The sequence below is a fragment of the Pseudomonas sp. R5-89-07 genome (genome assembly GCF_003851685.1).
GTDB lineage: Bacteria > Pseudomonadota > Gammaproteobacteria > Pseudomonadales > Pseudomonadaceae > Aquipseudomonas.
Genome location: NZ_CP027727.1, coordinates 2898658 through 2924507, shown reverse-complemented (window position 1 = coordinate 2924507; position 25850 = coordinate 2898658). Strand labels below are relative to the sequence as shown.

Here is a 25850-nt window from a genome sequence, read left to right as displayed (position 1 = left end):
TCCTAGAGCGCGGCCTTATTGACTGTCTTGCGCGCGTGCACGCAGAGAAATCAGTTTGACGTAGGCCTTGGGCGATTGGCCGGTATGCTGGCGAAAGGCGCTATAGAACGCCGACAGCGAATTGAAGCCAGCGGCAAAGGCCAGGTCGTCGACCTTGATCGGTTGCGCCGCCTGCTCCAGTGCCGCCAGCAAGTGCCGCAGCCGGGCCTCGTTGACGTAACGGTAGAAGCTCTGCCCCAGCACCTGGTTGAGCAGGTAGGAGATCTGATTGCGGCTGTAGCCACATTCGGTGGCGACTCGCTGAAGGTCCAGTTCCGGATCCAGGTAGGGTTGCTGCGCCTGGAAATACTGCTGCAGATCGTTAGCCATATGGCCCAGCTGCTGAGGCGAAAGCCCCAGGCGGCTGACCGTGGGGCGCAAGGCCCGGGTGGGCTGCTCGTGCACCAGCGAGGCGTATTCGTTGACGCGCCAGATCAGCCCATCACGCACGGTGATGGCCTCACTGGTGCGAAACGAAACCAACCCCTGCCCGCCCCGCAACGTAATGCGGTACTGGATAAAAGCCGTATCACCGTCGGCACGAATGCGGTCGGTGTGCTCAATGGCCTCGTCAGCCCCGCGTGGCATGCTGGCTTGCAGGTATTCACGCAGTTCAGCGTAAACCACCACGCGGTTCTGGAAGAAATCGTGGTACTGGATCTCGGGATGGTAGTAGGCCATCACCCCGTCCAGATCGCGATGACGCCAGCACAGGTGATGGCTCAGGACCAGCTCGCGGGTGGCTTGGGTCGTAAGGCAGTCATCGTCTGGGGCGAGGTCGGGCATACGCGGGCCTACTGGAATAAACACTTGAGATTGCCCAAATGCAGCGGTGTTTTCAATGACCAGGTTCAACGTCTGGCTAGTGGCGTTTTGCCTAATACCGGTTCGGACTTGATTCAAGTCAATATGAGCTAAAAGAACCGCCGAACGGGCCTGAAAAAGTCGCCTCGCACTTGCGAACGAATGCTATTTTTAATGCTCGACGCCACGACGATTGAAAGTCCTGGCCCCTGCCGCGAGCTAAAGGAAGCGCTCAATGAACAAGGTAGGCAACATGAACAAAGTGACATTCCCTAACGCCTGTCAGCTGATGCGCTGGCATTTTCATCCGATGGGCTTCGAGGGGAGCATGGACGCCCCCGGCAGCATGGTTGCCCGCCTGTTCGACCGGGCCAGCGGCGAGACACTGATCGCCATCGCCGGCATTCCCTGCGCCACGGTGATGAACGCCGCCGATGTGGAACGCATCATCGAGGCGGTGGAAGATGAACTGGAGTGTTTCGTGCCGCCATTGTCGTTGCGGGCCTGACCGAGGCCCCAAGCCTGTGAGATCCAACTGTGGGAGGGGGCTTGCCCCCGATAGTGTTGGGTCAGCCACTGAAAGGTCGAATGGCACACCGCCATCGGGGGCAAGCCCCCTCCCGCATTAACCGCGCTGATCGTCGAAAAACGCTTTCCTGCCATCCACCCGCTCCGACGCCCTTGGCACATTCACCGCCTGGCCTTCGGGCTTTTCCACATACCAATAACAGTGGCTTACCGCTCGGGTGATACCGACGTAGGCCAGACGCAGCACTTCGTCTTTTTGTGCGTTGTCGTACGCCTCGCTGTCGCCTTCCTTGCCCAGGCCCGCCATGCGGTAGACCTGGTTCTTGTAGGGCGAGCTGGTAAGGTGCTGGCAATCACCCAGTAGAAACACCGTATCCGCCTGCAGGCCCTTGGCGCTGTGATAGGTCAGCTGTTTCAGCCTTCGCGCCTGTGGCGGCAAGCTCGAATCCAGATTAACTATGTTCTGAATATGCTCTAGCATCAATAACTTATCGCTGCTTTTTCGATACAGCATTAAGACTGTATCGCCCTGCTGATAGCGTTCGAGTAATTGCCGGGCCAACGCCGCGTCGTCGCGCTCGCGCACCACCACGGGTACCAACGGCTTGGACTCGCCGCAAGCCTTCGCTTTCTTGCCGGGAATGGCCGGGGCACTGCGCACGATGTGCTCGGCAGCGTCGATGATGTGTTGGTGGCTGCGGTAATTCTCACCCAGCATCACGCGGGTGGTGCTCGGCGATGGGAACTCTTTGTTGAATTCCATGAAGTAGTGGGGCGAGCTGCCGCGCCAGCCGTAGATCGACTGCCAGTCATCCCCCACGCATAGCAATGACGAACGCTGGGCCCCGCGCCCGACGTGCATGGCCGGGCCACGGCTGCGGATCTCGCGCAGGCTGGCGCGAATCCACGAGACGATCTGCGGTGAAACGTCCTGGAACTCGTCGATCATCAGGTGCGACATCGGCCGCAGCAGTGGGTCGCTGAGCAGCTTGAGGTTTTCCGGGGTGTTTTCGCCAAATAGCGAGAACATGCGGTTGAAGGTCATGATCGGCGGCGACTGATCAAGCAGGTGATCTTCCAGGGCTTTCCAGAAGATACCCAGGGCCTCGAAGAACAAGCGGTCCGGGTCGTCCCTGGCGAAGCTCATCCGGCCCACGGCGGTGGGCACATCCAGGCCGAGGTTTTCGATAAAACCGGCGGCCATGACGAAGCTGTCCAGTAGCGGCGCCGAAGTAAGCTCGCCCTTGACCTTGTAATCAAACCCCGGCCCGGCCGTGGCATCGCCTGCCAGGCTACTTGACAATTTTCTTGAGGCCTCATAACCGTCTAACCATATCAATGGCTTACGGCAGAAAGCTTGAAACAAGGTACGCTTTACCGCCCACTCTGCGCGCACTGACAGCTTTGAATTGGGCCGGCTGATCTGGGCGTTTTCACGCGAATCGAAGCCAAGCACCACCCACGCATCCAGTTCGGGGATATAGCCATGGCAGTGGAACTGCGCGCCGTTGATTTCCATCGTCTGCCGGCTCGGCTCGATGCCCTGGATTGGCCAGGCGCCGGCGCGAAACCACAGGTCCTCGATGACATCGCAGAGCTCTTCATCGCGCTTGGCCGCCAGTTCCGTTACCGCTATGCGCTTCTGCACATCGGGGTGATCACGCTCCAGCTCCTTGAGCTGCAACCCATGGCGGGCCAGCGGTGCGATCAACTCGCGGAAACGCGCATGATGGCCATGCAAGCGGTGGTAGCAGGCGTTCATCTGTTGGCGCTGGGCGTCATTGATGCGCAAATCGAACGGGTTGCTGTCGGCGTCCTCGAACCCGGCGTTCAGGTTCTCGAAGGCCTGCAGTCGCTCAAAGCCTGGCAGGCTGCGCACCATCGGCAGAATGCGCGAGTGAAAGGTGCGCACCACCGCCTGGGCTTCTTTCTGGCCGAGAGGTTGGCCCCACAGGTTGAGGATTTCCATGAGCTTGTGAATGAAGTCTTTGCGCGATTCGCGGGTGAAGGTCACCACGGTCATCGAGCTCAGCTCAAAGCCCAGGTAATGGGTCAGCAGCAGGATACGCAGCACCAGCGAGGTGGACTTGCCTGCTCCGGCACCGGCAATCACCGAGGTTGACGGCGTGTCGCTGAAGATCATCTTCCACTGCGCGGCGCTGGGCTGGGCGTGAGCGGGCAACAAACGCACCACGTCGGCTTTCATGCGCTTTTTGATGTCGGCGGTGAGCGGCAGTCGCCAATCGTCGAACAGGCTGTCATCAATGCCAGGAGCACGGTGCTCATCGGAGCGAAAATCGCGAATCAGCAGGACTTGCCGGCCTTCCTCCAGCCCCTCCGCCTTGCCCTCGCAATAACCATACTCCACACCGGCTTCATGCCCGCTGCGAAAACCGTCTGCTTGGCCGTGCAACCAGGAAAACCGGTGCTGCGCGCGCAAACGCGTGAGGCCATGGCCGAACAGGCGCGCGGCGAGCCGTTTCAACAATGGCATTTCAGCCAGAGGGCGCAGTTCTGGGGGCAGATCAGGCTGTGGGTGCGGCACGCGGACTCCTGCGATGAGCTTGGTTTTAACGGTGCGCCATGGTCGCCGGAATTGCCGCTCAGTTCCAGCCAAATGCTTTGCTGTCATGCAGTTAGGCGGTGAAGTGAAAGTTAATGCGCCTGTCTATCATCGAATAAATGGATAGGAATCAGGCATTTTTTACGCTTTTTATCGATCATGCGCTGTTGGATCATAGGGCCATCAACAGGAGACGATCATGCTTGAACTTCGACCCTTCAACACCCTGGGCGGCGCCCACCATGGCTGGCTCGACGCCCATCACCACTTCTCATTCGCCGAATACCACGACCCGGAGCGCATGCACTGGGGCAACCTGCGGGTGTGGAACGACGACATCATCGCGCCGGGCAGCGGCTTCCCGCAGCACGCGCACCGCGACATGGAAATCATCACCTATGTGCGTGAAGGCGCCATCAGTCATGCCGATAACCTCGGCAACAAGGGCCGTACCGAGGCTGGCGATGTGCAGGTAATGAGCGCCGGCACCGGGATCGCACATAGCGAATACAACCTGGAAGCGACGCCGACCAAGATCTTCCAGATCTGGATCATCCCGAATGAGTCGGGGTTGCCACCGTCCTGGGGAGCCAAACCGTTTCCACAGGGTGAACGCCAAGGCTTCGTGACCCTGGCCAGTGGCAAGGCCGGAGACGCTGAAAGCCTGCGCATTCGGGCCGATGCACGCCTGGTGGCGGCTAATCTGAAGGCAGGCGAAAGTGCCGAGTACCGGCTGGATAGCGGGCGACGTGCGTATTTGGTGCCGGCAACGGGGGTGATTGAAGTCAATGGTTTGCGTGCGCAAGCGCGAGACGGTGTAGCGGTTGCCGATGAGCAGGTGCTGCGGGTGACGGCGATTGAAGACAGCGAGATTGTGCTGGTGGACCTGGCCTGAAGCCAAGCCTGGTTGGCATGTAATGTGGGAGGGGGCTTGCTCCCGATAGCGGTGGGTCAGTCACGGGTGATATCGACTGAGCTACCGCCATCGGGAGCAAGCCCCCTCCCACATTGGGTTTTGCGTTATTACTCGGAGATGGCGCGGTCTACCAGCACCTGGGCCTCTTCTACCAGCTGCTTGAGGTGATCTTCGCCGACAAAGCTTTCGGCGTAGATCTTGTAGATGTCCTCGGTACCCGATGGACGCGCGGCGAACCAGCCGTTTTCGGTCATGACTTTCAAACCGCCAATGGCCTGGTTGTTGCCTGGCGCGTGGCTGAGGATCTGCTGGATGCTTTCCCCGGCCAGTTGCGTGGACGTGACCTGTTCCGGCGATAGCTTGCCCAGCAGGGCTTTTTGCGCTGGCGTGGCCCTGGCATCAACGCGGGTGGCGAAAGGTTCGCCCAAGGCGTCGGTCAGGCCGCGGTAGATCTGGCTCGGGTCCTGGCCTTTACGCGAGGTCATTTCGGCGGCGAGCAAGGCTGGGATCAGACCGTCCTTGTCGGTGCTCCAGACGGTGCCGTCCTTGCGCAGGAACGAGGCGCCGGCGCTTTCTTCGCCACCAAAGCCCAGCGAACCGTCGAACAAACCATCAGCAAACCATTTGAAGCCCACCGGCACTTCGTACAAACGACGCCCGATGCGCGCGGCGACGCGATCGATCAGGCCACTGCTGACCACGGTTTTGCCTACCGCCGCATCGGCGCGCCAGTCGGGACGGTTCTGGAACAGGTAATCGATGGACACCGCCAGGTAATTGTTCGGCGCCAATAGCCCGCCGGACGGGGTCACGATGCCGTGACGGTCGTGGTCCGGGTCGCAGGCAAACGCCACATCGAAGCGCTCCCTTAGCCCAATCAGGCCTTGCATGGCGTAGCTGGAAGACGGATCCATGCGGATCTGGCCATCCCAGTCGACGCTCATGAAGCGGAAGGTCGAGTCGACTTCGGTGTTGACCACGTCCAGGTTCAAGCGGTAGTGCTCGGCAATCGCCGACCAGTAGCGCACCCCTGCTCCGCCCAGCGGATCGACGCCCAGGCGCAAACCGGCGCTGCGGATGGCGTCCATGTCGATCACATTGATCAGGTCGGCCACGTAGCTGTTGAGGTAATCATGGCGATGGGTGGTGTCGGCCTTGAGCGCTTGGGCGTGCGTGATGCGCTTGACCCCGGCGAGCTTGTTGGCCAGCAGTTCGTTGGCCTTGGCTTCGATCCACTTGGTGACATGAGTGTCGGCCGGGCCGCCGTTGGGCGGGTTGTATTTGTAGCCACCGCTCTGCGGTGGGTTGTGGGACGGCGTAATGACGATACCGTCCGCCAGCCCGCTGGTGCGGCCACGGTTGTAGCAGATGATCGCGTGGGAAATCGCCGGCGTAGGGGTGTATTCATCGCCTTCGGCGAGCATCACATGCACGCCATTGGCGGCCAGTACTTCCAATGCACTGGCGCCGGCCGGCGTCGACAGTGCGTGGGTATCCAGGCCGACAAACAACGGGCCGTCGATACCCTGGGCTTCGCGGTACAGGCAGATGGCCTGGCTGATCGCGAGCACATGCCACTCGTTGAAGCTCAGCTCGAACGAGCTGCCACGGTGCCCCGAGGTACCAAACGCCACGCGCTGGGTGGAGATCGCTGCATCAGGCTGGCCGGTGTAATAGGCCGTGACCAGTCGCGGGATATCCACCAGCAACTGGGCTGGTGCCGGCTTGCCCGCAAAAGGACTGATAGTCATGCATAAACCTCGAAAAATAAGGATTCGGAAAAATGACAGTTTACGGTGACTTGGACTACTGCGCGACGGTATCGATCCACAACCGATACAGAAATTTCATACGCGTTAGATCTGTGACTGTTGCAGCGCCTCAGCCAGTGTATCCAAGGCGACGTGCAAGTTCGGATGGCCGCTGAACGTGTGACTGAGGCGAATATACTGGTGATGCAAGCCACTGAGGCTGAACAGCTCGCCGGGGGCGATCACCACCTGCTGCGTGACCATGCGCTGGAACACGCGACGCATATCCACCGCTGTCATCGATTGCAGCCAGAAACTGGCACCGGCGACGGGCATTCGGTAGCTCACCCGTCCCTCGAAATGGGTGTCCAGGCGATGGCTCATGGCCTGCGCTTGCTCACCCAGCCGCTGTTGTAATGTCTGCAAGTGCTGGTCGAACCGCCCGCTTTCGTACAAGCGGGCAATGGCACGCTGGCGAATGGACGATAATCGGAATGCACGCAGTAAAAACCGACGCTGCAGCTCTCGGCTCAGCTGGCGCGACAGTACAAAACCAAACGGTGCTTCCGGGCCCAGGGTCTTCTCGAACGATGAGAACACTACCAGCCGCTCAGGGTTGACCAGGTGTCGCAGGGCTGCGGGGGATGGTGCGAAGCTCAGTTCACCATAGCTGTCGTTCTCCAGCAGCCAGCAGCCGAATCGGTCCAATAGATGCGCCACCTGCAAGCGCTCCTGAATCGACAGGACGTTGCCCGATGGCATGCTCACCACCGATGACAGCAGCACCAGATGCACCGGCTCATGGCTGAGCAGGTGTTCAAGGGTGGTCAAGTCGAAGCGGCCATCGGCGTGCCAGGGCAACTCGATAACCCGCACGCCGGCGCCCTGCAACAGGCGCAATATCAGGTAATCGCAAGGTGACTCGACCACCACCACCGTGCCCTTGAGGCCCAGGACGTCAATCAGGATCTCCAGGACACCGCGCAAGTCGGCGCCGATATACACCTCATCCGCCTGCCAGCAACGCGTGGGCGACGAGGTATAACGTGCCGCCAGCGCCGCGCGCAATTCCCAGACGCCGGAGGGCTGCGAGTGGCTTTGCAGGTGATGGGGGTGCCGGCGGATCAGTTGGCGCTCCAACGTGAGCAATGCGCCATCCAGTGAGCCGAGCAGCGCCGGTTCATCACCACTGAGCACGACCATGGCCGGCCGTCGCGCCGCCGCGTAAAGGCGTTCAAGCAAGTCCCCACTCGCCAGCATTTGCGCGTTGGCGGCCACCGGCCAGGCAAAGTAGCCGGACTTGGCCACCGAGTAGATCCGCCCTTCCTTTTCCAATATTGAGTAAGCGTACTGAATCGTCGAGATCGACACCTTCAAACGAGTCGACAACTGCCGCAGCGAAGGCAGCTTTACCGGCTTTTCACGGCTGACTTCGTTGATCAGGTTGATCATGTAGCGGTACACCGCCTGATAGGCAAAATCCGCTTGCCGCTCCCCTCGCAGCTTCATGGACGCCCACCCGGTGTTGCGCACACAGGCATGTCGTCAACGCCCCGACAATTGCGCGATTGGCGCTTGCGCCCGCTGCCGTTTGCGCGCTTGGCTGCCACGGTTCGTCTGCCGTATACGCTTGCGGTACAGGTGCTGTAACAGGGGTAATGGCAAGCCACTAGTGTCAATCAGCCACTGCTGCAGCATGTCCGCGACTGGCTTGCCCTGCAGCGCCTTGTGCAACTCGGGAAGCCCCACCAGCATGCCGGGATGGCATTGACGCAGGTAACCCTCCAGGCGCTCGCCATGATGCAGGAAGGATGAAAATAACAGGCACGTCAGTTGGCCCTCGTCCAGACCGAAGAATTCCTGGGCGTAGGTCGTCGACAACACGCGACCATCATCGCTGCCCATCTCAACGATCAGAGCGTCCGGGATTTGTCGGCGGCCCATTGCGTCCCCCGCCTGGCGCACAAACGCCTGCACGCCTTCCTCGTAGGACAACTCGCGCAGGCATTGGGCCTGCAACCCATGCAAGTGGGCCATGAGCAACGGGTTGGGATAGTCTGGATGACTGAAGTGAAAGTCGAACGGATCCGGCTTGTGGGCGAGGAACTCGGTAAGCAGCGGTGCCGAGGCAACGTCGACCTCATCAAGCAGGTCGGCGACCCCGATATAAGCCAGATGGCGGTGTCCGCCGCGTTCCGGACGCTCGGCCTCCACGTAGTGCTCACCGTACACGTCACGGTAGCAACCGTTGCTCCACTCTTGCATGCGCGCGAACAGGATATTGAGCGACACGGGGCGGCGTGGCGGGACAGTGACGCCCGCGCCCAGAGCCGAGCGCTTCAACCAGGCCAGGTATTGGCTTTGCTTGCGAGCAGAATCGCCGCTGACCACTGCATGCACGCCGCCGTTCCACGTACTCACACGCTGGTAGAAATCCCCCAGCGCCAGGTAAGTGTCATTGCACAGCGTTGCACGGACATCTCCGGACGTCAGGTGCCCGATCATCAGCATATTGCGCTGGCTGACCTCACGGCCGACGCTGGAGGCGGGCCGCTGATGATTGAAAGGCTGCACCTCCTGGTTTTCCACCATCAACAGCTCCACGCGTGGGTCATCGTGAAAAAACAGGGCGCTGTAGCCCTCGTTCAGGCTGCCGAGTGTCGCCTGGGTCATCCCTGCATGCCGCAAAGTCGCCACCCGCAGCTGAAAGGTCTTGGGCGCACGGCCCGCGATACTCAATTGCGCCGCTCGCAGCAGGGCCAGGGTATAACTGCTGACTTCGCCGCCACCATGAGCGATCAACACTTTGTAGTTAGCCACTTGTTCCATGCCGCCTGCGGCCACCACAATTCGCTGGATCAACAATTGAAGTGCCGTCCGTTCGGCCCGAGTGAAGTGCCCCATCAAACGTTGCAGAACTTGCTGGTAAACATAGTTCATGGCTTGTTCGTGAATTGCGCTCATCGTTCTACTACCTGAGTTGAAATATCAGTTTCAAGCAACTTTTTGACGTCGTTGCCTGACCCATTACATCTGTAGGCGTGTCGTCCGCTGCAGGGCGCAAGGATGATTAAACACTAGCACCTTGCAATAAGTTTACCGGAGCCGGCACCTGAACCACATGCACCTGACCCCGAGTACAGGCGGGCTAATCCTCGGCCATGTGCGGTCAAGACGCGAGCCTTAGGAATATTCCGACGACCTCCTACAGCGCGTTAACTAATTAACTAGCGAAAAATCCGACAAATATTAAATCAGTCGCTTAATCCTGTTTCTTGCAAAAAGACGCGATGTTTTGAGAGTTCGCCGGCGAACAGGATGTCGCCTCGTTAGTTCGCTGATGCGAGACAGTAATGTCGGATAGCTAATCATTGCTCAATCCTTGAGATGACGGTTAAGCCACAATTATCGGCACTCAAATAATGATTAATAGATACAGAACGACACAGGAAAGCAGTTCAGATGCTCCACGGCACTCACGTCAGCGGCGCCCACACACCAACGCCGCGCTGGATTTCAGGGCGGCGTAAGGGCCAAAGGTATAGTTTGCGGGGGCGCAAGGCCCTCGGAGTGGCTCAACCCTCGTGCGGGTTAAGCCCTGACAAATGGCGCATCTGCCGCATCTGCGCAGACGCTGGAGTATTCATTTGCGAATACTCCTACAGCTCAAACAGCTTCCACCTGCAACGCAACCCGTTCGCGGCAAGGGCATTCGTCCATATAGCGGTGGGCTTCGACGAACTGGCTGAACGGAAACACTGTGGTTTTCAACGGCACCAGTACCCGGTCGGCGGTCAATTGGTTGATATCACGCAACGCGCGCTGCAACGCTACCTGGTCCTGGATGATCCCCAACTCCGGCTTGCCGGTGAAGTTGCCGATGCAATGCACAAAAAACTGAATATTCTTCTGAAAAGCGGCGCAGGCCGGGAACGGGGTCTGGTTACCACCTTGCAGGCCGTACAACACCAGGCTGCCACGCGGCGCCAGCACATCACCGAGCAACGACATCTGCGGCCCGCCCAAACCGTCGAACACTACATCGACGCCGCGGTCGCCAGTAATCTTGTTGATTTGCAAGAGCAGGTCCTGCTCTTCGGTGACGATGACTTTTTCCGCCCCAAGGGACAGCAGGTACTCACGCTCCGTGCTGTCTTTGGTGGCGGCAATCACCCGTACACCCAAGGCTTTGCCCAACTGCACGAACGAAGGTCCGGCACAGTGGCTGGCATCGGTCACCAGGGCAAATTGCCCAGGCTTGACCCGCGCCAGATCCATATAGGCAAAGTAGGCAATCAACAGCGGCGTGTAATGCACGCTGGCTTCAATCGGGCTCAAGACATCCGGGTAACGGGTCAGGGCCGAACGGGGCAAGACGATCTGCTCGCCGTACACCGGGTAATCATTCGGGCTTTCGGCTGGAAAACTGGCGACCTTATCGCCTACCGCCAAGTCATCCACGCCTTCGCCCAGGGCGACCACGACGCCGGCCATTTCATGACCAAGGCCGGACGGCAGGCGTGCATGGGACGACGCCAGGTTCTGGCGCCACAGAATGTCGTACCAGCTGATACCAATCGCGTCGACACGCACCTGCACTTCGCCCGGTGCGGGCTGCACGGCCGCATGCTCTTCGCATTTGAGCACCTCGGCCGGACCAAACTTGTGAAAACGAATCGTGCGGGACATCGCAAACCTCGTCAAAGTAACCTCTAATGCCATGAACTCTATCTGGGCTTTCCCGGTAAGACCACCGGTCACCATTAATAGTCGACATGCCTGCCATTGATTCCGCTTCTGAGGAATAGACCTCAGCTAGCGTAGGAAAACTCAATTATCCGGTGCAGAGTACCAGCCTTTCCCCGTAAGATTCATGCCGGTCATGCTTCTGAATAGAACCTTGGAGGTTCTTGATATGGCCGCTCTCGTCAAGTTCGCTGACTCTTCCAGGACACAAGATGAACCGTAACGACCTGCGTCGTGTCGACCTTAACCTCTTGATCGTATTCGAAACCTTGATGCACGAGCGCAGCGTGACCCGCGCCGCCGAGAAACTGTTTCTCGGCCAGCCGGCCATCAGCGCCGCCTTGTCACGTCTGCGCGGGCTGTTTGACGACCCGCTGTTCGTACGCACCGGGCGCAGCATGGAACCCTCGGCCCGCGCCGTGGAGATCTTCGCCCTGCTCTCCCCGGCCCTGGACTCGATCTCCACCGCCGTCAGCCGCGCTGCCGAATTCGATCCCGCCACCAGCACCGCGGTATTCCGCATCGGCCTGTCCGACGACGTCGAATTCGCCCTGCTGCCGCAATTGCTCAAACGCCTGCGCGCCGAAGCCCCCGGCATCGTGCTGGTGGTGCGTCGTGTCAACTACATCCTGATGCCCGGCTTACTCGCCTCCGGCGAAATCTCCATCGGCGTCAGCTACACCGCCGACCTGCCGGCCAACGCCAAGCGCAAGGTACTGCGCCGCAGCCTGCCAAAACTGCTGCGTGCCGACAGCGTACCGGGCTCATTGAGCCTGGACGACTTCTGCGCCCGACCGCACGCGCTGGTGTCATTTGCCGGTGACCTGAGCGGGTTTATCGATGAAGAGCTGGAAAAACTCGACCGCAAACGCCACGTGGTGCTGGCCGTTCCGCAGTTCAACGGCCTTGGAACGCTGCTGGCAGGCACCGACATCCTCGCCACCGTGCCGGATTACGCGGCCGAGGCGCTGACATCAGCGGGTGGTTTGCGAGCGGAAGACCCTCCGCTGCCAGTGCGTTCGTTTGAATTGCATATGGCGTGGCGCGGGTCGCAGGATAACGATCCGGGGGAGCGGTGGTTGCGGTCGCGGATTCAGATGTTTTTCGGCGACCCTGAGAGTCTCTAGGCGTCGTCGGGCAGGCTGTTCGGCTGATCATTTCTGCCTTTCCACAAACCATGGAGCTCCATCCACCTCCAGTGGATTGCTACATTGAGGGCATATTTGAGGGCATGCTTTGGATGGTTTGAAAAGGATGCCCCCAGCCCCGAGATGGCCCAGCTCCGCGAGCAATTGAGCTTCTTGGTAATTCTGACGTGTGCCTGGCGGTGTCCTTTTGGTTTTCCGCGATATCACGGAACCGAAACATAAGAAATCAAGGGGCCACCCGCCTCAACGGCCGACCTTACAAGTTTTATAGCGACAGACTTGGACGTCGGTGTGAAGGTTCGATGTCCGTAACTTTCCAATGGGACAAGTGGGTTGGTCTCGGGATAATAAGCAGCAGCCTGGCCTGGAGGTATGTCGTAGGCGATGAGCGTAAAACTGGTCACCCGACGCTCTCGCTTATCCGGCCAGAGCGAGACAATATCGACCTGTTCTCCCGGTTCAAATCCTAGCCGAGTGATATCTTCAGCGTTTACGAATATGACATGGCGAGTACCGTGAACACCGCGATAACGGTCATCGAGCCCATAAACAGTCGTGTTGTATTGGTCGTGAGAACGAAGGGTTTGCAGGAGAAGGTCTGCCCGATCGCCGGTTTCTTCTGCGAGAGAAGTAATCTGGTCGCCCGGCAACCGGTTCGAAATGAAGCGCGCCCTGGATGTCGAAGTGCGCCAGATACGCAGGGCAACGTCGTTGCCTAAGTGAAATCCGCCACGCGCTTTAAGTCGCTCGTTGAAACCGGCGAATCCGGGAATGACGTCGGCAATCAGTGCACGAATCCGACCGTAATCCTCTATCACCCAACTCCAATCGATTGGATGCGTGTCTAATACCGCTTTCGCCAATCCCGCAACTATCGCCGGTTCGGACTTGAGTTCAGACGACTGGGGGCGCAAAGGACCGTGGGACAGGTGGACCATGCTGAATGTATCTTCGACCGTGACGCCCTGTGGACCCGATGCCTGCATGTCAATTTCAGTCCGCCCCAGGCAAGGCAAGATAAAAGCGTGTTTTCCAGTGACCAGATGACTGCGATTGAGCTTTGTGGAGATGTGCACGGTTAATTCGCAGCGCCTGAGCGCAGCATGAGTACGAGGCGTGTCCGGCGTTGCCTGCGCAAAATTTCCGCCCAGACCTATAAAGATTTTCGACTTGCCTTCCTCGAACGCCTTGATGGCGGCCACCGTGTTATGCCCCGAATGGCGCGGCACCTTGAACTGAAAGCGGGCTTCAATGGCATCCAGCAACTCTTGGGGTGGGAGCTCGTTGATACCCATCGTGCGGTCGCCCTGGACGTTGCTATGACCACGTACAGGACAAATACCGGCGCCGGGCCGTCCCATATTCCCGGTCAGCAGTTGCAGGTTGATCACCTCCTGGATTATGGCGACCGAATGGGCATGTTGAGTCAAGCCCATGGCCCAGCAAACGATCACATTGCTTGCCTTCTGGTAGACGCGCGCAGCCGCCTCTATGTCCTCCAGCGTCATGCCCGACAACGTGAGTATCTCGTCCCAATGCGTCGATTCAACGGTCTCCACATACGCTTCCAGGCCCGAGGTATGTTCTTCGATGAAGCGCTGATCAAACACCGGCTTTGTGCCGGTCGCCTGCGCTAACCTTTCCCACTGCAAAAGGAATTTCGCCATTCCGCGCATAGCCGCCATATCGCCGCCCAAGGCTGGACGAAAATACGCTGTACTGGTCGGCTTCGATCCATTGCTCAACATCTCCAGCGGATGCTGAGGATGCTGGAATCGTTCCAGGCCGCGCTCCTTCAGGGGATTGAACACGACGACCTGAGCGCCTCGAGTAACCGCTTCGTGCAGCGTCTCCAGCATCCGTGGGTGATTGGTCCCGGGATTCTGCCCCATCACGATAATCGCATCGGCCTTGGCGAAATCGTCCAGGGTCACCGTACCCTTCCCCACGCCCAAAGATTCATACATTCCAATGGCGCTGGCTTCATGGCACATGTTGGAGCAGTCCGGAAAATTATTCGTCCCATAGGCGCGGACGAACAGCTGGTACAGAAACGCGGCTTCGTTACTGGCCCGGCCGGACGTATAAAACTCGGCCTGGTCTGGGGACTCCAGCTGATTTAGCTGCTGGGCGATGAAGGCAAACGCCTCATCCCAACTCACTTCAACGTAATGACCAGAAGCCGCGTCGAACTGCATCGGATGCGTCAGCCGCCCTTGCTGTTCCAGCCAGTAATCACTTTGGCCGGATAACCAGGAAACGCTATATCTTCTGAAAAATGCCGGCCCCGCGTGCCGGTTGGTGGCCTCCCAGTTCACTGCCTTCGCACCATTTTCGCAGAATTTTACGGGACGCTTTTCAGGGCTCTCACCCCAGGCACAACCGGGGCAATCAAAGCCGTTACCTTGATTCACTGCCAGAAGCGCGCGGACATTTTTCATTGCATTACCACTTCGCATCCAATATTTCGCAACGGACAAAAGAGCTCCCCATCCTGCTGCGGGGCCGCGGTAAGGTTGATAACGCTTTTCGAAGCTCATTCCTTTTATTCTCCCGGATGTAGGACACTCAGACGTTCCCCACCACAAAGCTCAAATCTGCCCCTCGCTGCAACAGATCAATGCGGCATGTTGCTGAATAAGGCAATTGAAAAGAACTTGAATCTGTTCACTACAGTAATGACGATCACGGTCTTCCTCGTCAGTCCATACACCCATAATCGACCATTGGAATGCACTATGTGTCCAATAGCTTAATGCGTAATTAACGCATCCAGGCAACGATGCGAGGCGATCAAGGGCATCTTGCAGTTCAGGGCAAGGCCGAGGTGGACAGGCATGGAATTGCACCCGGATTTGATTATAGCTTACGAACACCTGCAGTTTTTCCGATGGCTCGTTCATTCAACACCTCACGGATTACCTTCACATATTCAATTGACGACATGCCGCCTTAGAAGGGTCACCGTGCAGATTGATCAACGAGTAAACCCTTTGCAGTTGGATCATATTTCCAAGCAGCGGAGAAGAGAACGCACGCCAGCATTTAGGACTTAAATGAATTTAGTGCTAATGCCGCTACGCTTTTAAAGCTCTGGGCTGCACGCATTTACATCGCAAGAGTTTAGGTGTTAATCCGTAGCGCACCTGTATTTTTAAATGCGACAGGGTGATGCTCACTCCAGAGCTGCAGTCGGTGCAGCGGCTACAGGTAACGGCGATAGCCAATATGCATTTTCATACGACACCTTTAGTTGGCTGCATTGTTAGGATATATCTATGAAAAGCTTAGCCATCATTATCCCGCCGAAACGGATAGACGCACCGATGCTCTTGTCGTGCCTGGGTGTATGGCGCAAAGAATATAACCTGAAAATTTTCTCAGTCGATGCACGCACTACGCAAGGAATGACTTTTGAACACATCAAGACTCAAGATTTGGAAGAACTGTACAGCGAATGTTTCGATGCCATCGCTGTCATGGGGGGAGCGGGGACTAAAGAATATTTGTGGAATAACATCAATGTTATCGCTCAACTACAAGAATTCGATAAAGCCCGAAAGTTGGTTGCCGGCATCGGACTTGGCGCAATAGTTCTTGCCCAAGCAGGCATCTTGGTTGGAAAAAAAGCAACCATCAATAACTCCGTCGAATTGGTGATTCAGTTGAGTAATTATGGCGCGATATTTATGCCCGACGATGTTGTGGCCTTGAAGTGGATCATCACTGGCAATGGAAAAGACGTTGAAGCCTTTGCACAGGCCGTATCGAACTGGCTCCGAACGTCCCTACGGCAGACCATCAAGTAGCGTCGGGCAAGACTTCAAAAATACACCACCCGCGATCAGCATGAGGATTAAACATGAACTCTATTACTTCCACGCAGGACGCCATAACCGGTGATTTAGCCGGCAAAAATATTGTTGTCTTTGGGGGGACCTCCGGAATTGGCCTGGCTGTCGCGATTCAGGCCAAGGGTCGGGGTGCAAAGGTCATTGTTCTGGGTTCAGATCCGCAACGCGCAGAGCAGGCCGCCATGACCCATGAGCTGGACGGCTGGCGTGCGGCCGATATCACCAAGCCCGAACAGATCCATGCCGCGCTGGCAGACACACAGCAGGTTGACCATTTGGTGCTGTTGGCAGGGACCTTCGTCGCCGGCAAAGTCCTCGAAGCGGACATCCCGTACTTGCAGCGCGCTTTTGATGAGCGGATCTGGGCGTCGGTACATGCCTTGCGGGCTCTCGGCGATCATCTTTCCAAAGAGGGCTCGGTGACTTTTATTTCAGGTGCGTTGGCAGATCGGCCAAACGCTTACGGCACCGCGGTGCTCGCCGCCGCATCGGCTGCCATGGAGGCATTGGCCCGTGGCCTTGCTCTGGAACTTGCACCTATCCGGGTCAACACCCTGTCTCCGGGGCCCATCAACACGCCGATCCTTGCCAAGGCCTTGGGCGATGCGCGCGATGGCTATGTCGCCGCGCTGGAGCAAGCCCTGCCGCTGCATCGCCTCGGCACGGCGGACGAAGCGGGTGCAGCCGTGGTGTTTCTGATGAGCAACGGCTTCATGAACGGCGCCACGATCAATGTCGATGGCGGTTCGCGGTTGGTTTGACGTCGAGACACCTCACGCGCTGCGTCGTCCTGACGTGGCCATGTCTTATTAGAAAAAGGGAAATCATGATGAGCAACGTCGTTCTTGTGACCGGCGCTTTAACCGGGATTGGCCGAGCCGCCTGCCTCGCATTTGCCCGCAACGGTGCATCAATCGTCGCAACCGGCAGGCGTACCGACGCGGGTGAGTCCTTGCGTAACGAACTGCTTCAGGAAGGGGCTACCGACGCAGACTTCGTTAACGTCGATGTTCGATTCGAGGACAACGTGGTGACGGCTGTGCAATTTATCGACGCCAAATACGGACGCCTGGATGTTGCCGTGAACAACGCAGGCATCGAAGGTACGTTCACCGACATCCACCAGATTACTGCAGAGATCTACCGCGAAGTATTCGACACCAATGTTCTGGGGCTGGCCCTCAGCATGAAGCACGAGTTGATCGCCATGAAACGACAGGGCTTTGGCAGCATCGTTAATTTGTCATCCATCGGCGGCAGCGTCGGCTTTCCCGGCAGCGCCCTCTATGCCGCCAGCAAACACGCGGTGGAAGGCTTGACCAAGTCCGCAGCACTGGAGGTCGCCACGATCGGCATTCGAGTCAATTGCGTCGCCCCTGGCCCGACCAACACGCCGATGGTTCACAGATTGGCCGAGATCGGCCTGACGGAAGAAGCGCTGAGCGGCCTGATCCCGGCCAAGCGTCTCGGGACCCCCGAGGAAGTAGCGCAGACCATTCTGTTTCTCGCCTCCAGCGCCGCCAGTTTCGTGACCGGACAAAGCCTGGCCGTTGATGGCGGTTATCTCGCCCAATAACACCCCCATACGAGGCTGACCGGATGACACCGATAGTCGCCGTCGTTCTTACACGCTTCATACAAACCAATAGCTTCAGGAGGCAACATGAAACACGTCGTGAAAGCAGTGCCGGCGATGATCGCCCTATCGGTTGGGTCCGCAATGGCCGCTGGCAATCCAATACCGGAACATCAAACCCAAGCCTTTCTGAATGCGTTGGCGGCGGGTGGCGGCAAGCCGCTCGAGCAATTGAGTCCAACAGAAGCCCGCGCGGTGCTGACGGGCGCGCAAAACTCGGTAAAGGTTGATCTATCGGGCGTTGAGGTGAGTGACAAGACCATTACCGCCGATGGCAAGACGATCAAGCTGACGGTGGTTCGGCCTGAAAAAGCCAAAGGCGAGCTTCCAGTCTTCATGTTCTTTCATGGTGGCGGCTGGGTCCTGGGGGATTATCCCACCCATGCGCGCCTGATTCGCGACCTTGTCGTCTCCTCCGGTGCGGTCGCGGTGTACGTCGATTACACACCATCCCCTGAGGCCCATTATCCCACCGCCATTAACCAGGCTTACGCGGCCACCAAGTGGGTGGCGGAAAACGGCAAACAGATCAACGTAGATGGAAAGCGCCTGGCGGTGGCCGGTAACAGTGTCGGCGGCAACATGGCCGCCGTCGTGAGCCTGATGGCTAAAGAAAAAGCCACTCCGAAAATTCGATTTCAGCTGCTCCTCTGGCCGGTCACGGACTCCAACTTCGAGACGGACACCTACAAGCAGTTCGCTGAAGGCCACTTCCTGACCAGGAACATGATGACCTGGTTCTGGGACAGTTACACAACCGACCTGAAAGCCAGGGCGGAAATTCATGCCTCCCCGCTCAAGGCCAGCATCGATCAGTTGAAAGGACTTCCACCTGCCCTCGTACAGACTGCGGGGCTGGACGTGTTACGCGATGAAGGCGAAGCCTACGCGCAGAAGCTGGACGCGGCCGGGGTCGATGTCACGGCGGTTCGCTACAACGGCATGATCCATGACTATGGCCTGCTGAACCCGTTGAGCCAGGTACCTGAAGTCAAGGCGGCCATGAGGCAGGCGGGCACAGAACTCAAGGCTCACCTTAACTAAGCAAGCCTTGCGCATGCCGTTCACCCGGCCGGGTCCGGCATGCATCACATTGCACACCCGCCTTACGCTCCCAGGCTCGAAAGGCCCGGGTCAGACGGGACAAAAAAGGCACTCGCCATGACCAACCTGACGCACAAACGCGCCACCGTTAACGGTGTTCGACTCAACTACGTGGTTGCCGGGAAAGGCCCCGTGGTCCTCTGTATGCACGGCTGGCCACAAAATCATCGAGAGTTCATGCCGGTCATCGACAGGCTCGCAGAGCATTACACGTTCATCGCCCCCGACCTTCGCGGCTTCGCCGATAGCGATAAGCCGTATCAAGGTTACGACCCCATCAATATCGCTAAAGACATGCTCGGTCTGCTGGAGGTTGAACAGGCTCATACATTCCACATCCTCAGCCATGACCTGGGAGGTCCACCTTCGGTTGCCCTGGCCTACCTGGCCGCTGAACGCGCTTTGTCGTTGGCCACTATCGAAACACCTTTTTTTGGCCTGGATTTTCCAGGTTATGTCGATCCGCGGGTGCCCTACTGGCATCTGAGCATGCACATGAACATGGACATCAGCCGTGCCCTTATTGAAGGGCGCGAGGATATGTACCTGCGGCACTTCTTCAGAGATTTTGCCTACAACCCGACGGCAATGCCCGAAAGCGACATCGACTATTACGTCATGCAGATGCGCCAACCGGGCAACCTGCGCGCGAGCCTGAACCATTATGGTTCTATCCCGCAAATGGCGGAGCAGACCGCGCAACTGACCAAAGGGAAGCTAACGATCCCAGTGTTGGCCTGGGGTGGCGAAGTGTCATTTGGTGACCATTGTTTTACCTCGGCAAAACACATCGCCTTGTCGGCAAAAGGTGGGGTCATCGAGCAGTGCGGACATTGGGTATTTGAGGAAAAGCCTGAATTCATCAGTGCTGAACTCCACCAGTTCTGGCGCGGCGTCGCCGTTTAATCGCGTGTTCCGCCCTTGTGTGAAAGCACGAACGCACCAGACTCCTGGAGGGTCACATCGTGACACTTGAATGGCTGTGCGCCCTCCTCGGGGCGATATTAATCGCCGATATTATTGGTTGGTGGGTGGTTCCCCGAAGGCTGCAGGGGTTGCGCGTGGGCATTAATATTTGTCTCTACGCCTGTTACAGCGCTGCCATCTTTCTGTCCGGCAACTCACCCTTGCAACCAGTGCACGATCCTGACGCTGGTTCCTGGCAGTTGGCTGCAACACTGCTGGTGATCGTCTGGTGGTTTTTAAGCGCGCGGATGCTGACGGAGTTGCTCGGCGCAATCCTGATATCCAGAACTGAGGGAGGCGGTCGCTTGCTCAGGGAAGTGCTCGGCGCTCTAATTTTCCTCGTCGCCACCGTCGCAGCGGCAGCCTACGTACTAGAACTTCCCGTCAAAGGATTGCTCGCCACTTCTGGCGCGTTGGCTATTATCGTCGGCCTGGCTTTGCAAAGCACACTCAGCGATGTGTTCAGTGGGATCGTCCTGAATGCCACTCGCCCTTATCAAGTGGGCGACTGGATTCAAATCGATGGCATGGAAGGCAGGGTCACCGACATCGATTGGCGCGCCACGTTGTTGCTGACCTCGCAAGGCAGCACCGTCGTCATACCCAATTCGGTGGCGGCGAAAACCAAAATACAAAACATGAGCAGGCCCGAAGATCAACACGGGGTGACGATCAGCCTGCACCTGCCTCTGCGATTTCGCCCCGAACGCGTCCAGGAAATACTGGAGCAGGCGCTGCTGGGTTATTCAGCGCTACTGCCAGTTCCTGCGCCCAAGGTCATTCTGAAAAACATAACGGAGGGCTTATTGGAGTATGAGGCCATCGGTTTTGTCGGCACGCCTGCCGAAAAAATTGCAGCACGTAATCGCCTTTACGACATTACTTACAGGCATCTACGCGCATCCGGCGTTGATATCGCCAATGCCGCTGAAATCCCGGTGGCCGGTATCACTCGCTTTGTGCTGGACGACGTGCGCATTTTCGCAAGTTTCACTTCAGAGGATAAAGACCGTCTCGCCATGAATCTGCTATCAACCTGGCTGGCAACTGGCGACTTTGTGTTGAAAGCCAACGAAATCAGCGACCACCTGTTGGTTATCGGCAGTGGTGTGGTGTCCGTCCAGTTGTACGATCGGGCCCATTGGGTCGAGGTCGCGCGGATGGGACCAGGGGAAGTATTAGGCGAAGAAGGCGTCATGGATAACAAGCCAAACGGCGCGCAATTCATTGCGCTTTCGGCCGTGAAAGTACTTCAACTGCACCGGGATGAAGTACGTCGGTGTATGGGCGAAAGGTCGCAATTACGCACGTCCCTCACCCGTCTCCAAATGCTCCGCCAGCAACATGCCCGCTCCATTCTTATGCAGAAAGCGCCGTCGGCGGTACCTGGAGGGTTTTTGAAATGGCTAAGGCACCACTGACCAGCTTCGAGCCTAAAAATCCATGACTTCGGGCAAACAGCTGCTTTCAAATCGTCAGCAGCATCACGCCTGAACTTTAACGCCCCAAGAGATCGACATGATAAAACACGCATCCTGGCCGCTACTCACGGAGCTGCCCAAAGATACCATCACTCCGACTGAATATAACTACGAGCAATTGGAACGTAACGATATTGACCTTCTATGCGCGCTTATCAAGTCGTGGTATCAGGACATCAGTGTCGGATCTGGGAAAAAGTATATTGACCCACGATTCTACGAGACGAAGGTTTACTTTTCGGGTGAAGAGGCGAAGGACGTTATCGTCTACATCGGTCGACACGGCGAGGAAATTGTCTGCGCCTTGTGCCTGGAAGTGGATCGAGACGCGCTGACTCTCCATAGCCGCTATGGTGTATGCGCTCCGGCGCATCGGGGCACGGGGGCTACGCTTTTTGCGGCTTATATCGTGGATGCGCTGGCTCAAGCGATGGGTATCGCAATGGCTTTTTCATACGTCACGATGAAGTCGAAAGCCATGCAACAGTTCACTGAGCGTGCGGGGTTCGAAGCTGTAGGTATCCTTCGATTTTCCGATGTCGAACTGGATGAAAACGGCGAGGTCCGGCACGTAACTGAAGCGATTTACGCCAAATATTTCAAAGAAGTCATAACACTTCAGAGCGTGTCTGAAACCAATATGACACTCAAGTTAAAACGGCTCTGGGATGTGCTCTATGCCTGAGTGTACTCAGGCTATTTTGTCTCCCGCAGGGGCCCCTCACTTCGTTCTGATTCACTGAAAGGTACTTTTATGCAAAAACCTGAAAACGACCGGCTAGTGAAAGTGGATACGCTTTCGTGGGGTCAGGGCCCTCACCTGTTTGAAGTTTTTCTCGAGCCCACCTGCCCCTATTCCGTCAAGGCGTTCCTCAAGTTCGATGCGCTCCTCGCAGAGGCGGGCGAAGACCGGATCACGTTGATCATTCGCCTGCAGTCCCAGCCCTGGCATATGTTTTCAGGCGTCATCATTCGGTGCATCCTTGCCGCAGCGACGCTTGAGGGCGGCAAAGAAAATGCCAAGAATGTCATGGCCGCTGTCGCAGCGCACCGGAGGGAATTCGAATTCGACAATCACGCTGAAGGCCCCAATCTGGACGTAACGCCCAGAGACATCATTAAGCGCCTCGAGCATTACAGTGGCATCAAACTGGCAGAGGCCTTCGCAATTCCAACCCTGGATCAGGCCATCAAATGGCAGTGCAAGTATGCTCGACAAAACGGCGTCCACGTTTCGCCCACGTTCATGATCAACGGGATTATCCGGCCGAACATGAGCAGTGGTGACCCGGTGTCCTCCTGGATCGAGCAGCTCAGTTGAGCGCTGCGCTTTCGAACGTCCTTAGCGCTGAGCATTACCCGCCGATTCGACTATCACATCCCAAGAAGCCGGTACCGGGAACACTTCTTGTAGGAAGTCTACAAATACCTTCACGTTTGGATTGCCTCTCCGGCTTTCGGGCCAGAGAGCGGTGATGACGAACCTGTCTACCGCATATTCGGGAAACACCGGTACCAACTCACCCCGCATCACATAAGGCGCGGCAACATACGTCGGAGAGATACCAATACCGCCGCCTGCGGCGAGCGTCGCCGCAACTGCATCGCTTACATCAATGGTTATGGTGGCGTCGGGAGTGATCTCGACGACGCGCTCCCCCACCTGGAATGGCCAACGTAGCGCCTGCCCCGAACTCTGATAACGGAAATTGATGCAGTCATGATTGACCAGATCATCGATATTGCGCGGTTTGCCCTTTCTCGCGAGATAGCCGGGCGATGCGAAGGTGCAGATTCGATGTGGGCCGAGAGGCTTGGAAACCAGCCTGGAGTCAGCCAGATTGCCGACCCGGATGGCGACATCTATCCCCTGCTCGATAATGTCGGCGAATTGATCGCCGAGCCGCAGGTCCACCACCAGCTTCGGGTAACGCTCACGGAAGGCCGGGAGCGCAGGAGCAAGAATGTTGACGCCGATGGGAAGCGGTGCGGTTACTTTCAGAGTGCCTGACGGCTCGCCCCTCGACGCTACCGCGGTCTGTTCAATGTCCTCGATTTCCCGGATCACCCGCAACGCACGTTCGTACAGTTCACGTCCCTCGGGAGTCAAGGTTAGCGAGCGGGTAGTGCGACTGAAGAGGCGCAGACCTAAATGCTCTTCCAATCGCTGAACGCTTTTGCTGACGGCCGAGGGTGACACGGAGAGATCCCGTGCAGCGGCTGTATAGCTGCCCAGCGAGGCCGTGCGAGCAAAGGCAATAAGACCTGTCAAACGGTCCAATCCAATTTGTGCTTTCATGGCACAATAGTAACCACTTGAAACCCTATTATCAACTTTGAAGGTTACGCATAGGCTGTCCTCACAGCATCAATTCGATGCCCTAGAGGAGCCACCAGCGATGATCGATATTTCCAACCCAGGCCATAGCAACGTACACCCACACCCCCTTCTGGATCGAACGGTGGTAGTCGTCGGCGGCACATCGGGTATCGGCCTTTCAGCTGCAATTCAGGCCAAGGCGTCTGGTGCAAAGGTCTTCGTGATCGGCTCCAACCCAGACCGGGCACAGCAAGCCGCCAATACCCACGAGCTGGATGGCTGGCGTGCCGCTGATGTCACTAAGCCCGAACAAATCCAGGCCGCTCTGGCCGACATCCCAAAGGTTGATCACCTGGTGCTGCTGGCCGGTACGTTCGTCGCCGGCAAAGTGCTCGAAGCGGATGTGGCGTATTTGCAACGCGCTTTCGACGAGCGAATCTGGGCCTCGGTATATGCCTTGAGAGCGCTTGGCAATCGCCTTTCCAAAGACGGCTCAGTCACCTTTATTTCCGGTGCGCTTGCAGATAGACCTAATGCGCACGGCACGGCGGTGCTCGCCGCGGCATCAGCTGCCATGGAAGCATTCGCCCGCGGCCTGGCCCTCGAATTGGCGCCTATCCGGGTCAACACCCTTTCTCCAGGCCCTATCGATACGCCGATCCTCGCGAAAGCCATGGGCGATGCGCGCGATGGCTTTGTCGCTGCACTGGAGAAAACCTTGCCTCTGCACCGCCTTGGCACTGCCGACGAAGCGGCCGCGGCAGTGGTTTTCCTAATGAGCAATGGCTTCATGAACGGCGCCACGATCAACGTAGATGGCGGCGCACGCCTGGTTTAAACCTGCCATTTTCGTCAACACAAAGGAGATCCACATGGCCACACTGTTCGAGCCCCTGCGTCTGGGCGCCATGACATTACCTAACCGCATCATCATGGCCCCAATGACTCGGGCCAGGGGAACGCAGAATCACGTCCCTACCCCCATCATGGTCGACTACTATGCCCAACGTGCGACGGCGGGGCTTATCATCAGCGAGGCGATCGGCATCAGCCAGCAAGGCCTGGGATGGGCCTATGCAACCGGTATCTGGTCCGCTGAGCAAATTGCCGGCTGGCGATTGATTACCGACGCCGTGCACGCTGGCGGTGGTCGAATAATCGCTCAACTGTGGCACATGGGCCGGGTTGTACATCCCAGCTTCCTTGATGGTGCACAACCCATAGGTCCCTCGGTGACGACAGCACCTGGACTGGCCCATACCTACGCGGGGAAACAACCCTATTCCCAGGCTCGAGCGCTACCGCTCGAGGAGATCCCGCCACTGATTGCCGATTTCGCCCAGGCAGGCAGGAATGCGTTGCTGGCGGGGTTTGATGGCGTCCAGATTCACGCCGCCAACGGATACCTGATCGATCAGTTTTTACGCGACAGCGGCAACTTTCGCACCGACGCCTATGGAGGCTCAATTAAGAACAGGGTCAGGCTGCTCAAGGAAGTGACGCAAGCGGTCGCGGGAGTCGTTGGAGCAGATCGGACGGGTGTTCGGTTAACCCCCAGCAGTCATGACCAGGGCGTGAGGGACAGTAATCCTGTGCCTTTGTTTACCCACGCCGCTGAAGTGTTATCCGAGATCGGTATTGCCCATCTCGAGCTTCGCGAGCCGCCGGCTGACGGGAGTTTTGGCGTCTCGGAATACCCTCCAAGCGCAGCCATCATTCGTAATGCCTTCAAAGGCACGCTTATCCTTAACTCAGATTACGATTCGGCTCGTGCCGAGGCGGTTGTGGAAGCGGGTATTGCCGACGCCGTGGCGTTCGGACGTCCATTTATCGCCAATCCCCAGCTGCCAGAGGTACTTCGCCGTCGCTTGCCGCTGAGGCAAGAGGATCGTTCGACGTGGTTCAGCCAAGGGAAGGAAGGGTACACCGACTATCCCGGGCTTTCTGTCCAGCTAGATTGAAGCAGATAGGTGTTGGCACAATAACGTCTGGCG

General features: G+C 57.8%; 21 protein-coding genes. 13 read left to right on the top strand and 8 right to left on the bottom strand.

Features of this window, described 5'->3' with window-relative positions:
* Nucleotides 1-15 precede the first annotated feature (15 nt).
* Nucleotides 16-825 carry an AraC family transcriptional regulator gene (locus tag C4J94_RS13270; RefSeq protein WP_124386579.1) on the bottom strand — a complete coding sequence of 270 codons (810 nt, stop codon included), beginning with the start codon at nt 823-825 and terminating at the stop codon, nt 16-18.
* A 253-nt stretch (nt 826-1078) separates the two neighbouring features.
* Here C4J94_RS13270 and C4J94_RS13265 point away from each other — a divergent pair, with 253 nt between their 5' ends.
* Nucleotides 1079-1351: a DUF1652 domain-containing protein gene (locus C4J94_RS13265; protein ID WP_026013572.1), complete on the top strand. Its 273-nt coding sequence runs from the start codon at nt 1079-1081 to the stop codon at nt 1349-1351.
* Between the two features lie 117 nt (nt 1352-1468).
* On the opposite strand, the gene C4J94_RS13260 is transcribed toward C4J94_RS13265, so the two are convergent.
* Nucleotides 1469-3916, bottom strand: coding sequence for a UvrD-helicase domain-containing protein (locus C4J94_RS13260; RefSeq protein WP_124386578.1), 2448 nt, complete (start codon nt 3914-3916; stop codon nt 1469-1471).
* A gap of 217 nt (nt 3917-4133) precedes the next feature.
* Between C4J94_RS13260 and C4J94_RS13255 the strand changes: the two genes are divergently transcribed.
* Nucleotides 4134-4829, top strand: coding sequence for a pirin family protein (locus C4J94_RS13255; RefSeq protein WP_124386577.1), 696 nt, complete (start codon nt 4134-4136; stop codon nt 4827-4829).
* Nucleotides 4830-4957: 128 nt separating this feature from the next.
* Here the strand turns inward: C4J94_RS13255 and pgm are convergent, their stop codons facing one another.
* The 4 genes from pgm to C4J94_RS13235 form a co-directional block, all read right to left on the bottom strand.
* A complete protein-coding gene (pgm, locus tag C4J94_RS13250; protein WP_124386576.1) occupies nt 4958-6601 on the bottom strand; it encodes a phosphoglucomutase (alpha-D-glucose-1,6-bisphosphate-dependent) in 1644 nt (547 codons plus the stop codon).
* A gap of 105 nt (nt 6602-6706) precedes the next feature.
* Nucleotides 6707-8110, bottom strand: a complete 1404-nt coding sequence (locus tag C4J94_RS13245; protein ID WP_124386575.1) for a PLP-dependent aminotransferase family protein — start codon at nt 8108-8110, stop codon at nt 6707-6709.
* Between the two features lie 36 nt (nt 8111-8146).
* Nucleotides 8147-9565: a hypothetical protein gene (locus C4J94_RS13240; protein WP_164485579.1), complete on the bottom strand. Its 1419-nt coding sequence runs from the start codon at nt 9563-9565 to the stop codon at nt 8147-8149.
* A 702-nt stretch (nt 9566-10267) separates the two neighbouring features.
* On the bottom strand, nt 10268-11290 hold the full coding sequence (locus tag C4J94_RS13235; protein WP_124386574.1) for a zinc-dependent alcohol dehydrogenase family protein: 1023 nt from the start codon (nt 11288-11290) through the stop codon (nt 10268-10270).
* Nucleotides 11291-11559: 269 nt separating this feature from the next.
* Between C4J94_RS13235 and C4J94_RS13230 the strand changes: the two genes are divergently transcribed.
* Complete coding sequence (locus C4J94_RS13230; protein WP_010210548.1) at nt 11560-12474, top strand: LysR substrate-binding domain-containing protein; 915 nt, start codon at nt 11560-11562, stop codon at nt 12472-12474.
* A gap of 224 nt (nt 12475-12698) precedes the next feature.
* On the opposite strand, the gene C4J94_RS13225 is transcribed toward C4J94_RS13230, so the two are convergent.
* A complete protein-coding gene (locus tag C4J94_RS13225; protein WP_124386573.1) occupies nt 12699-15035 on the bottom strand; it encodes an FdhF/YdeP family oxidoreductase in 2337 nt (778 codons plus the stop codon).
* 738 nt (nt 15036-15773) lie between these two features.
* On the opposite strand from C4J94_RS13225, the gene C4J94_RS13220 reads away from it, so the two are divergent.
* The 8 genes from C4J94_RS13220 (at nt 15774) to C4J94_RS13185 (ending at nt 22857) form a co-directional block, all read left to right on the top strand.
* Entirely contained in the window at nt 15774-16304 is a 531-nt protein-coding gene (locus tag C4J94_RS13220; protein WP_124386572.1) for a DJ-1/PfpI family protein, read from the top strand.
* Between the two features lie 53 nt (nt 16305-16357).
* Nucleotides 16358-17110, top strand: coding sequence for an SDR family oxidoreductase (locus C4J94_RS13215; RefSeq protein ID WP_124386571.1), 753 nt, complete (start codon nt 16358-16360; stop codon nt 17108-17110).
* Nucleotides 17111-17178: 68 nt separating this feature from the next.
* Nucleotides 17179-17925 (top strand): SDR family NAD(P)-dependent oxidoreductase, encoded by a 747-nt coding sequence (locus tag C4J94_RS13210; RefSeq protein WP_256657699.1) that lies wholly within the window; start codon nt 17179-17181, stop codon nt 17923-17925.
* 87 nt (nt 17926-18012) lie between these two features.
* Nucleotides 18013-19029, top strand: a complete 1017-nt coding sequence (locus C4J94_RS13205) for an alpha/beta hydrolase (RefSeq protein ID WP_124386569.1) — start codon at nt 18013-18015, stop codon at nt 19027-19029.
* A gap of 117 nt (nt 19030-19146) precedes the next feature.
* Nucleotides 19147-19995: an alpha/beta fold hydrolase gene (locus C4J94_RS13200; protein ID WP_164485578.1), complete on the top strand. Its 849-nt coding sequence runs from the start codon at nt 19147-19149 to the stop codon at nt 19993-19995.
* A gap of 59 nt (nt 19996-20054) precedes the next feature.
* The gene (locus C4J94_RS13195) at nt 20055-21476 is read left to right on the top strand and encodes a mechanosensitive ion channel family protein (protein ID WP_256657698.1); all 1422 of its coding nucleotides are present in this window, start codon (nt 20055-20057) and stop codon (nt 21474-21476) included.
* Between the two features lie 97 nt (nt 21477-21573).
* On the top strand, nt 21574-22221 hold the full coding sequence (locus tag C4J94_RS13190; protein ID WP_124386566.1) for a hypothetical protein: 648 nt from the start codon (nt 21574-21576) through the stop codon (nt 22219-22221).
* Between the two features lie 69 nt (nt 22222-22290).
* Nucleotides 22291-22857 (top strand): thioredoxin domain-containing protein, encoded by a 567-nt coding sequence (locus C4J94_RS13185; RefSeq protein WP_164485577.1) that lies wholly within the window; start codon nt 22291-22293, stop codon nt 22855-22857.
* Nucleotides 22858-22878: 21 nt separating this feature from the next.
* On the opposite strand, the gene C4J94_RS13180 is transcribed toward C4J94_RS13185, so the two are convergent.
* A complete protein-coding gene (locus tag C4J94_RS13180; protein WP_124386565.1) occupies nt 22879-23835 on the bottom strand; it encodes a LysR family transcriptional regulator in 957 nt (318 codons plus the stop codon).
* 100 nt (nt 23836-23935) lie between these two features.
* Between C4J94_RS13180 and C4J94_RS13175 the strand changes: the two genes are divergently transcribed.
* Both C4J94_RS13175 and C4J94_RS13170 read left to right on the top strand, forming a co-directional pair.
* The gene (locus C4J94_RS13175; RefSeq protein WP_124386564.1) at nt 23936-24694 is read left to right on the top strand and encodes an SDR family oxidoreductase; all 759 of its coding nucleotides are present in this window, start codon (nt 23936-23938) and stop codon (nt 24692-24694) included.
* 34 nt (nt 24695-24728) lie between these two features.
* The gene (locus C4J94_RS13170; RefSeq protein WP_124386563.1) at nt 24729-25817 is read left to right on the top strand and encodes an alkene reductase; all 1089 of its coding nucleotides are present in this window, start codon (nt 24729-24731) and stop codon (nt 25815-25817) included.
* The last annotated feature ends 33 nt before the right edge of the window (nt 25818-25850 follow it).

What these genes read in the sequence shown, in the direction of transcription:
- C4J94_RS13270 (WP_124386579.1), bottom strand. Translation starts at nt 825, where the DNA reads ATGCCCGACCTCGCCCCAGACGATGACTGCCTTACGACCCAAGCCACC.
- C4J94_RS13265 (WP_026013572.1), top strand. Translation starts at nt 1,079, where the DNA reads ATGAACAAGGTAGGCAACATGAACAAAGTGACATTCCCTAACGCCTGT.
- C4J94_RS13255 (WP_124386577.1), top strand. Translation starts at nt 4,134, where the DNA reads ATGCTTGAACTTCGACCCTTCAACACCCTGGGCGGCGCCCACCATGGC.
- pgm (WP_124386576.1), bottom strand. Translation starts at nt 6,601, where the DNA reads ATGACTATCAGTCCTTTTGCGGGCAAGCCGGCACCAGCCCAGTTGCTG.
- C4J94_RS13245 (WP_124386575.1), bottom strand. Translation starts at nt 8,110, where the DNA reads ATGAAGCTGCGAGGGGAGCGGCAAGCGGATTTTGCCTATCAGGCGGTG.
- C4J94_RS13240 (WP_164485579.1), bottom strand. Translation starts at nt 9,565, where the DNA reads ATGAGCGCAATTCACGAACAAGCCATGAACTATGTTTACCAGCAAGTT.
- C4J94_RS13235 (WP_124386574.1), bottom strand. Translation starts at nt 11,290, where the DNA reads ATGTCCCGCACGATTCGTTTTCACAAGTTTGGTCCGGCCGAGGTGCTC.
- C4J94_RS13230 (WP_010210548.1), top strand. Translation starts at nt 11,560, where the DNA reads ATGAACCGTAACGACCTGCGTCGTGTCGACCTTAACCTCTTGATCGTA.
- C4J94_RS13225 (WP_124386573.1), bottom strand. Translation starts at nt 15,035, where the DNA reads ATGAGCTTCGAAAAGCGTTATCAACCTTACCGCGGCCCCGCAGCAGGA.
- C4J94_RS13220 (WP_124386572.1), top strand. Translation starts at nt 15,774, where the DNA reads ATGAAAAGCTTAGCCATCATTATCCCGCCGAAACGGATAGACGCACCG.
- C4J94_RS13215 (WP_124386571.1), top strand. Translation starts at nt 16,358, where the DNA reads ATGAACTCTATTACTTCCACGCAGGACGCCATAACCGGTGATTTAGCC.
- C4J94_RS13210 (WP_256657699.1), top strand. Translation starts at nt 17,179, where the DNA reads ATGAGCAACGTCGTTCTTGTGACCGGCGCTTTAACCGGGATTGGCCGA.
- C4J94_RS13205 (WP_124386569.1), top strand. Translation starts at nt 18,013, where the DNA reads ATGAAACACGTCGTGAAAGCAGTGCCGGCGATGATCGCCCTATCGGTT.
- C4J94_RS13200 (WP_164485578.1), top strand. Translation starts at nt 19,147, where the DNA reads ATGACCAACCTGACGCACAAACGCGCCACCGTTAACGGTGTTCGACTC.
- C4J94_RS13190 (WP_124386566.1), top strand. Translation starts at nt 21,574, where the DNA reads ATGATAAAACACGCATCCTGGCCGCTACTCACGGAGCTGCCCAAAGAT.
- C4J94_RS13185 (WP_164485577.1), top strand. Translation starts at nt 22,291, where the DNA reads ATGCAAAAACCTGAAAACGACCGGCTAGTGAAAGTGGATACGCTTTCG.
- C4J94_RS13180 (WP_124386565.1), bottom strand. Translation starts at nt 23,835, where the DNA reads ATGAAAGCACAAATTGGATTGGACCGTTTGACAGGTCTTATTGCCTTT.
- C4J94_RS13175 (WP_124386564.1), top strand. Translation starts at nt 23,936, where the DNA reads ATGATCGATATTTCCAACCCAGGCCATAGCAACGTACACCCACACCCC.
- C4J94_RS13170 (WP_124386563.1), top strand. Translation starts at nt 24,729, where the DNA reads ATGGCCACACTGTTCGAGCCCCTGCGTCTGGGCGCCATGACATTACCT.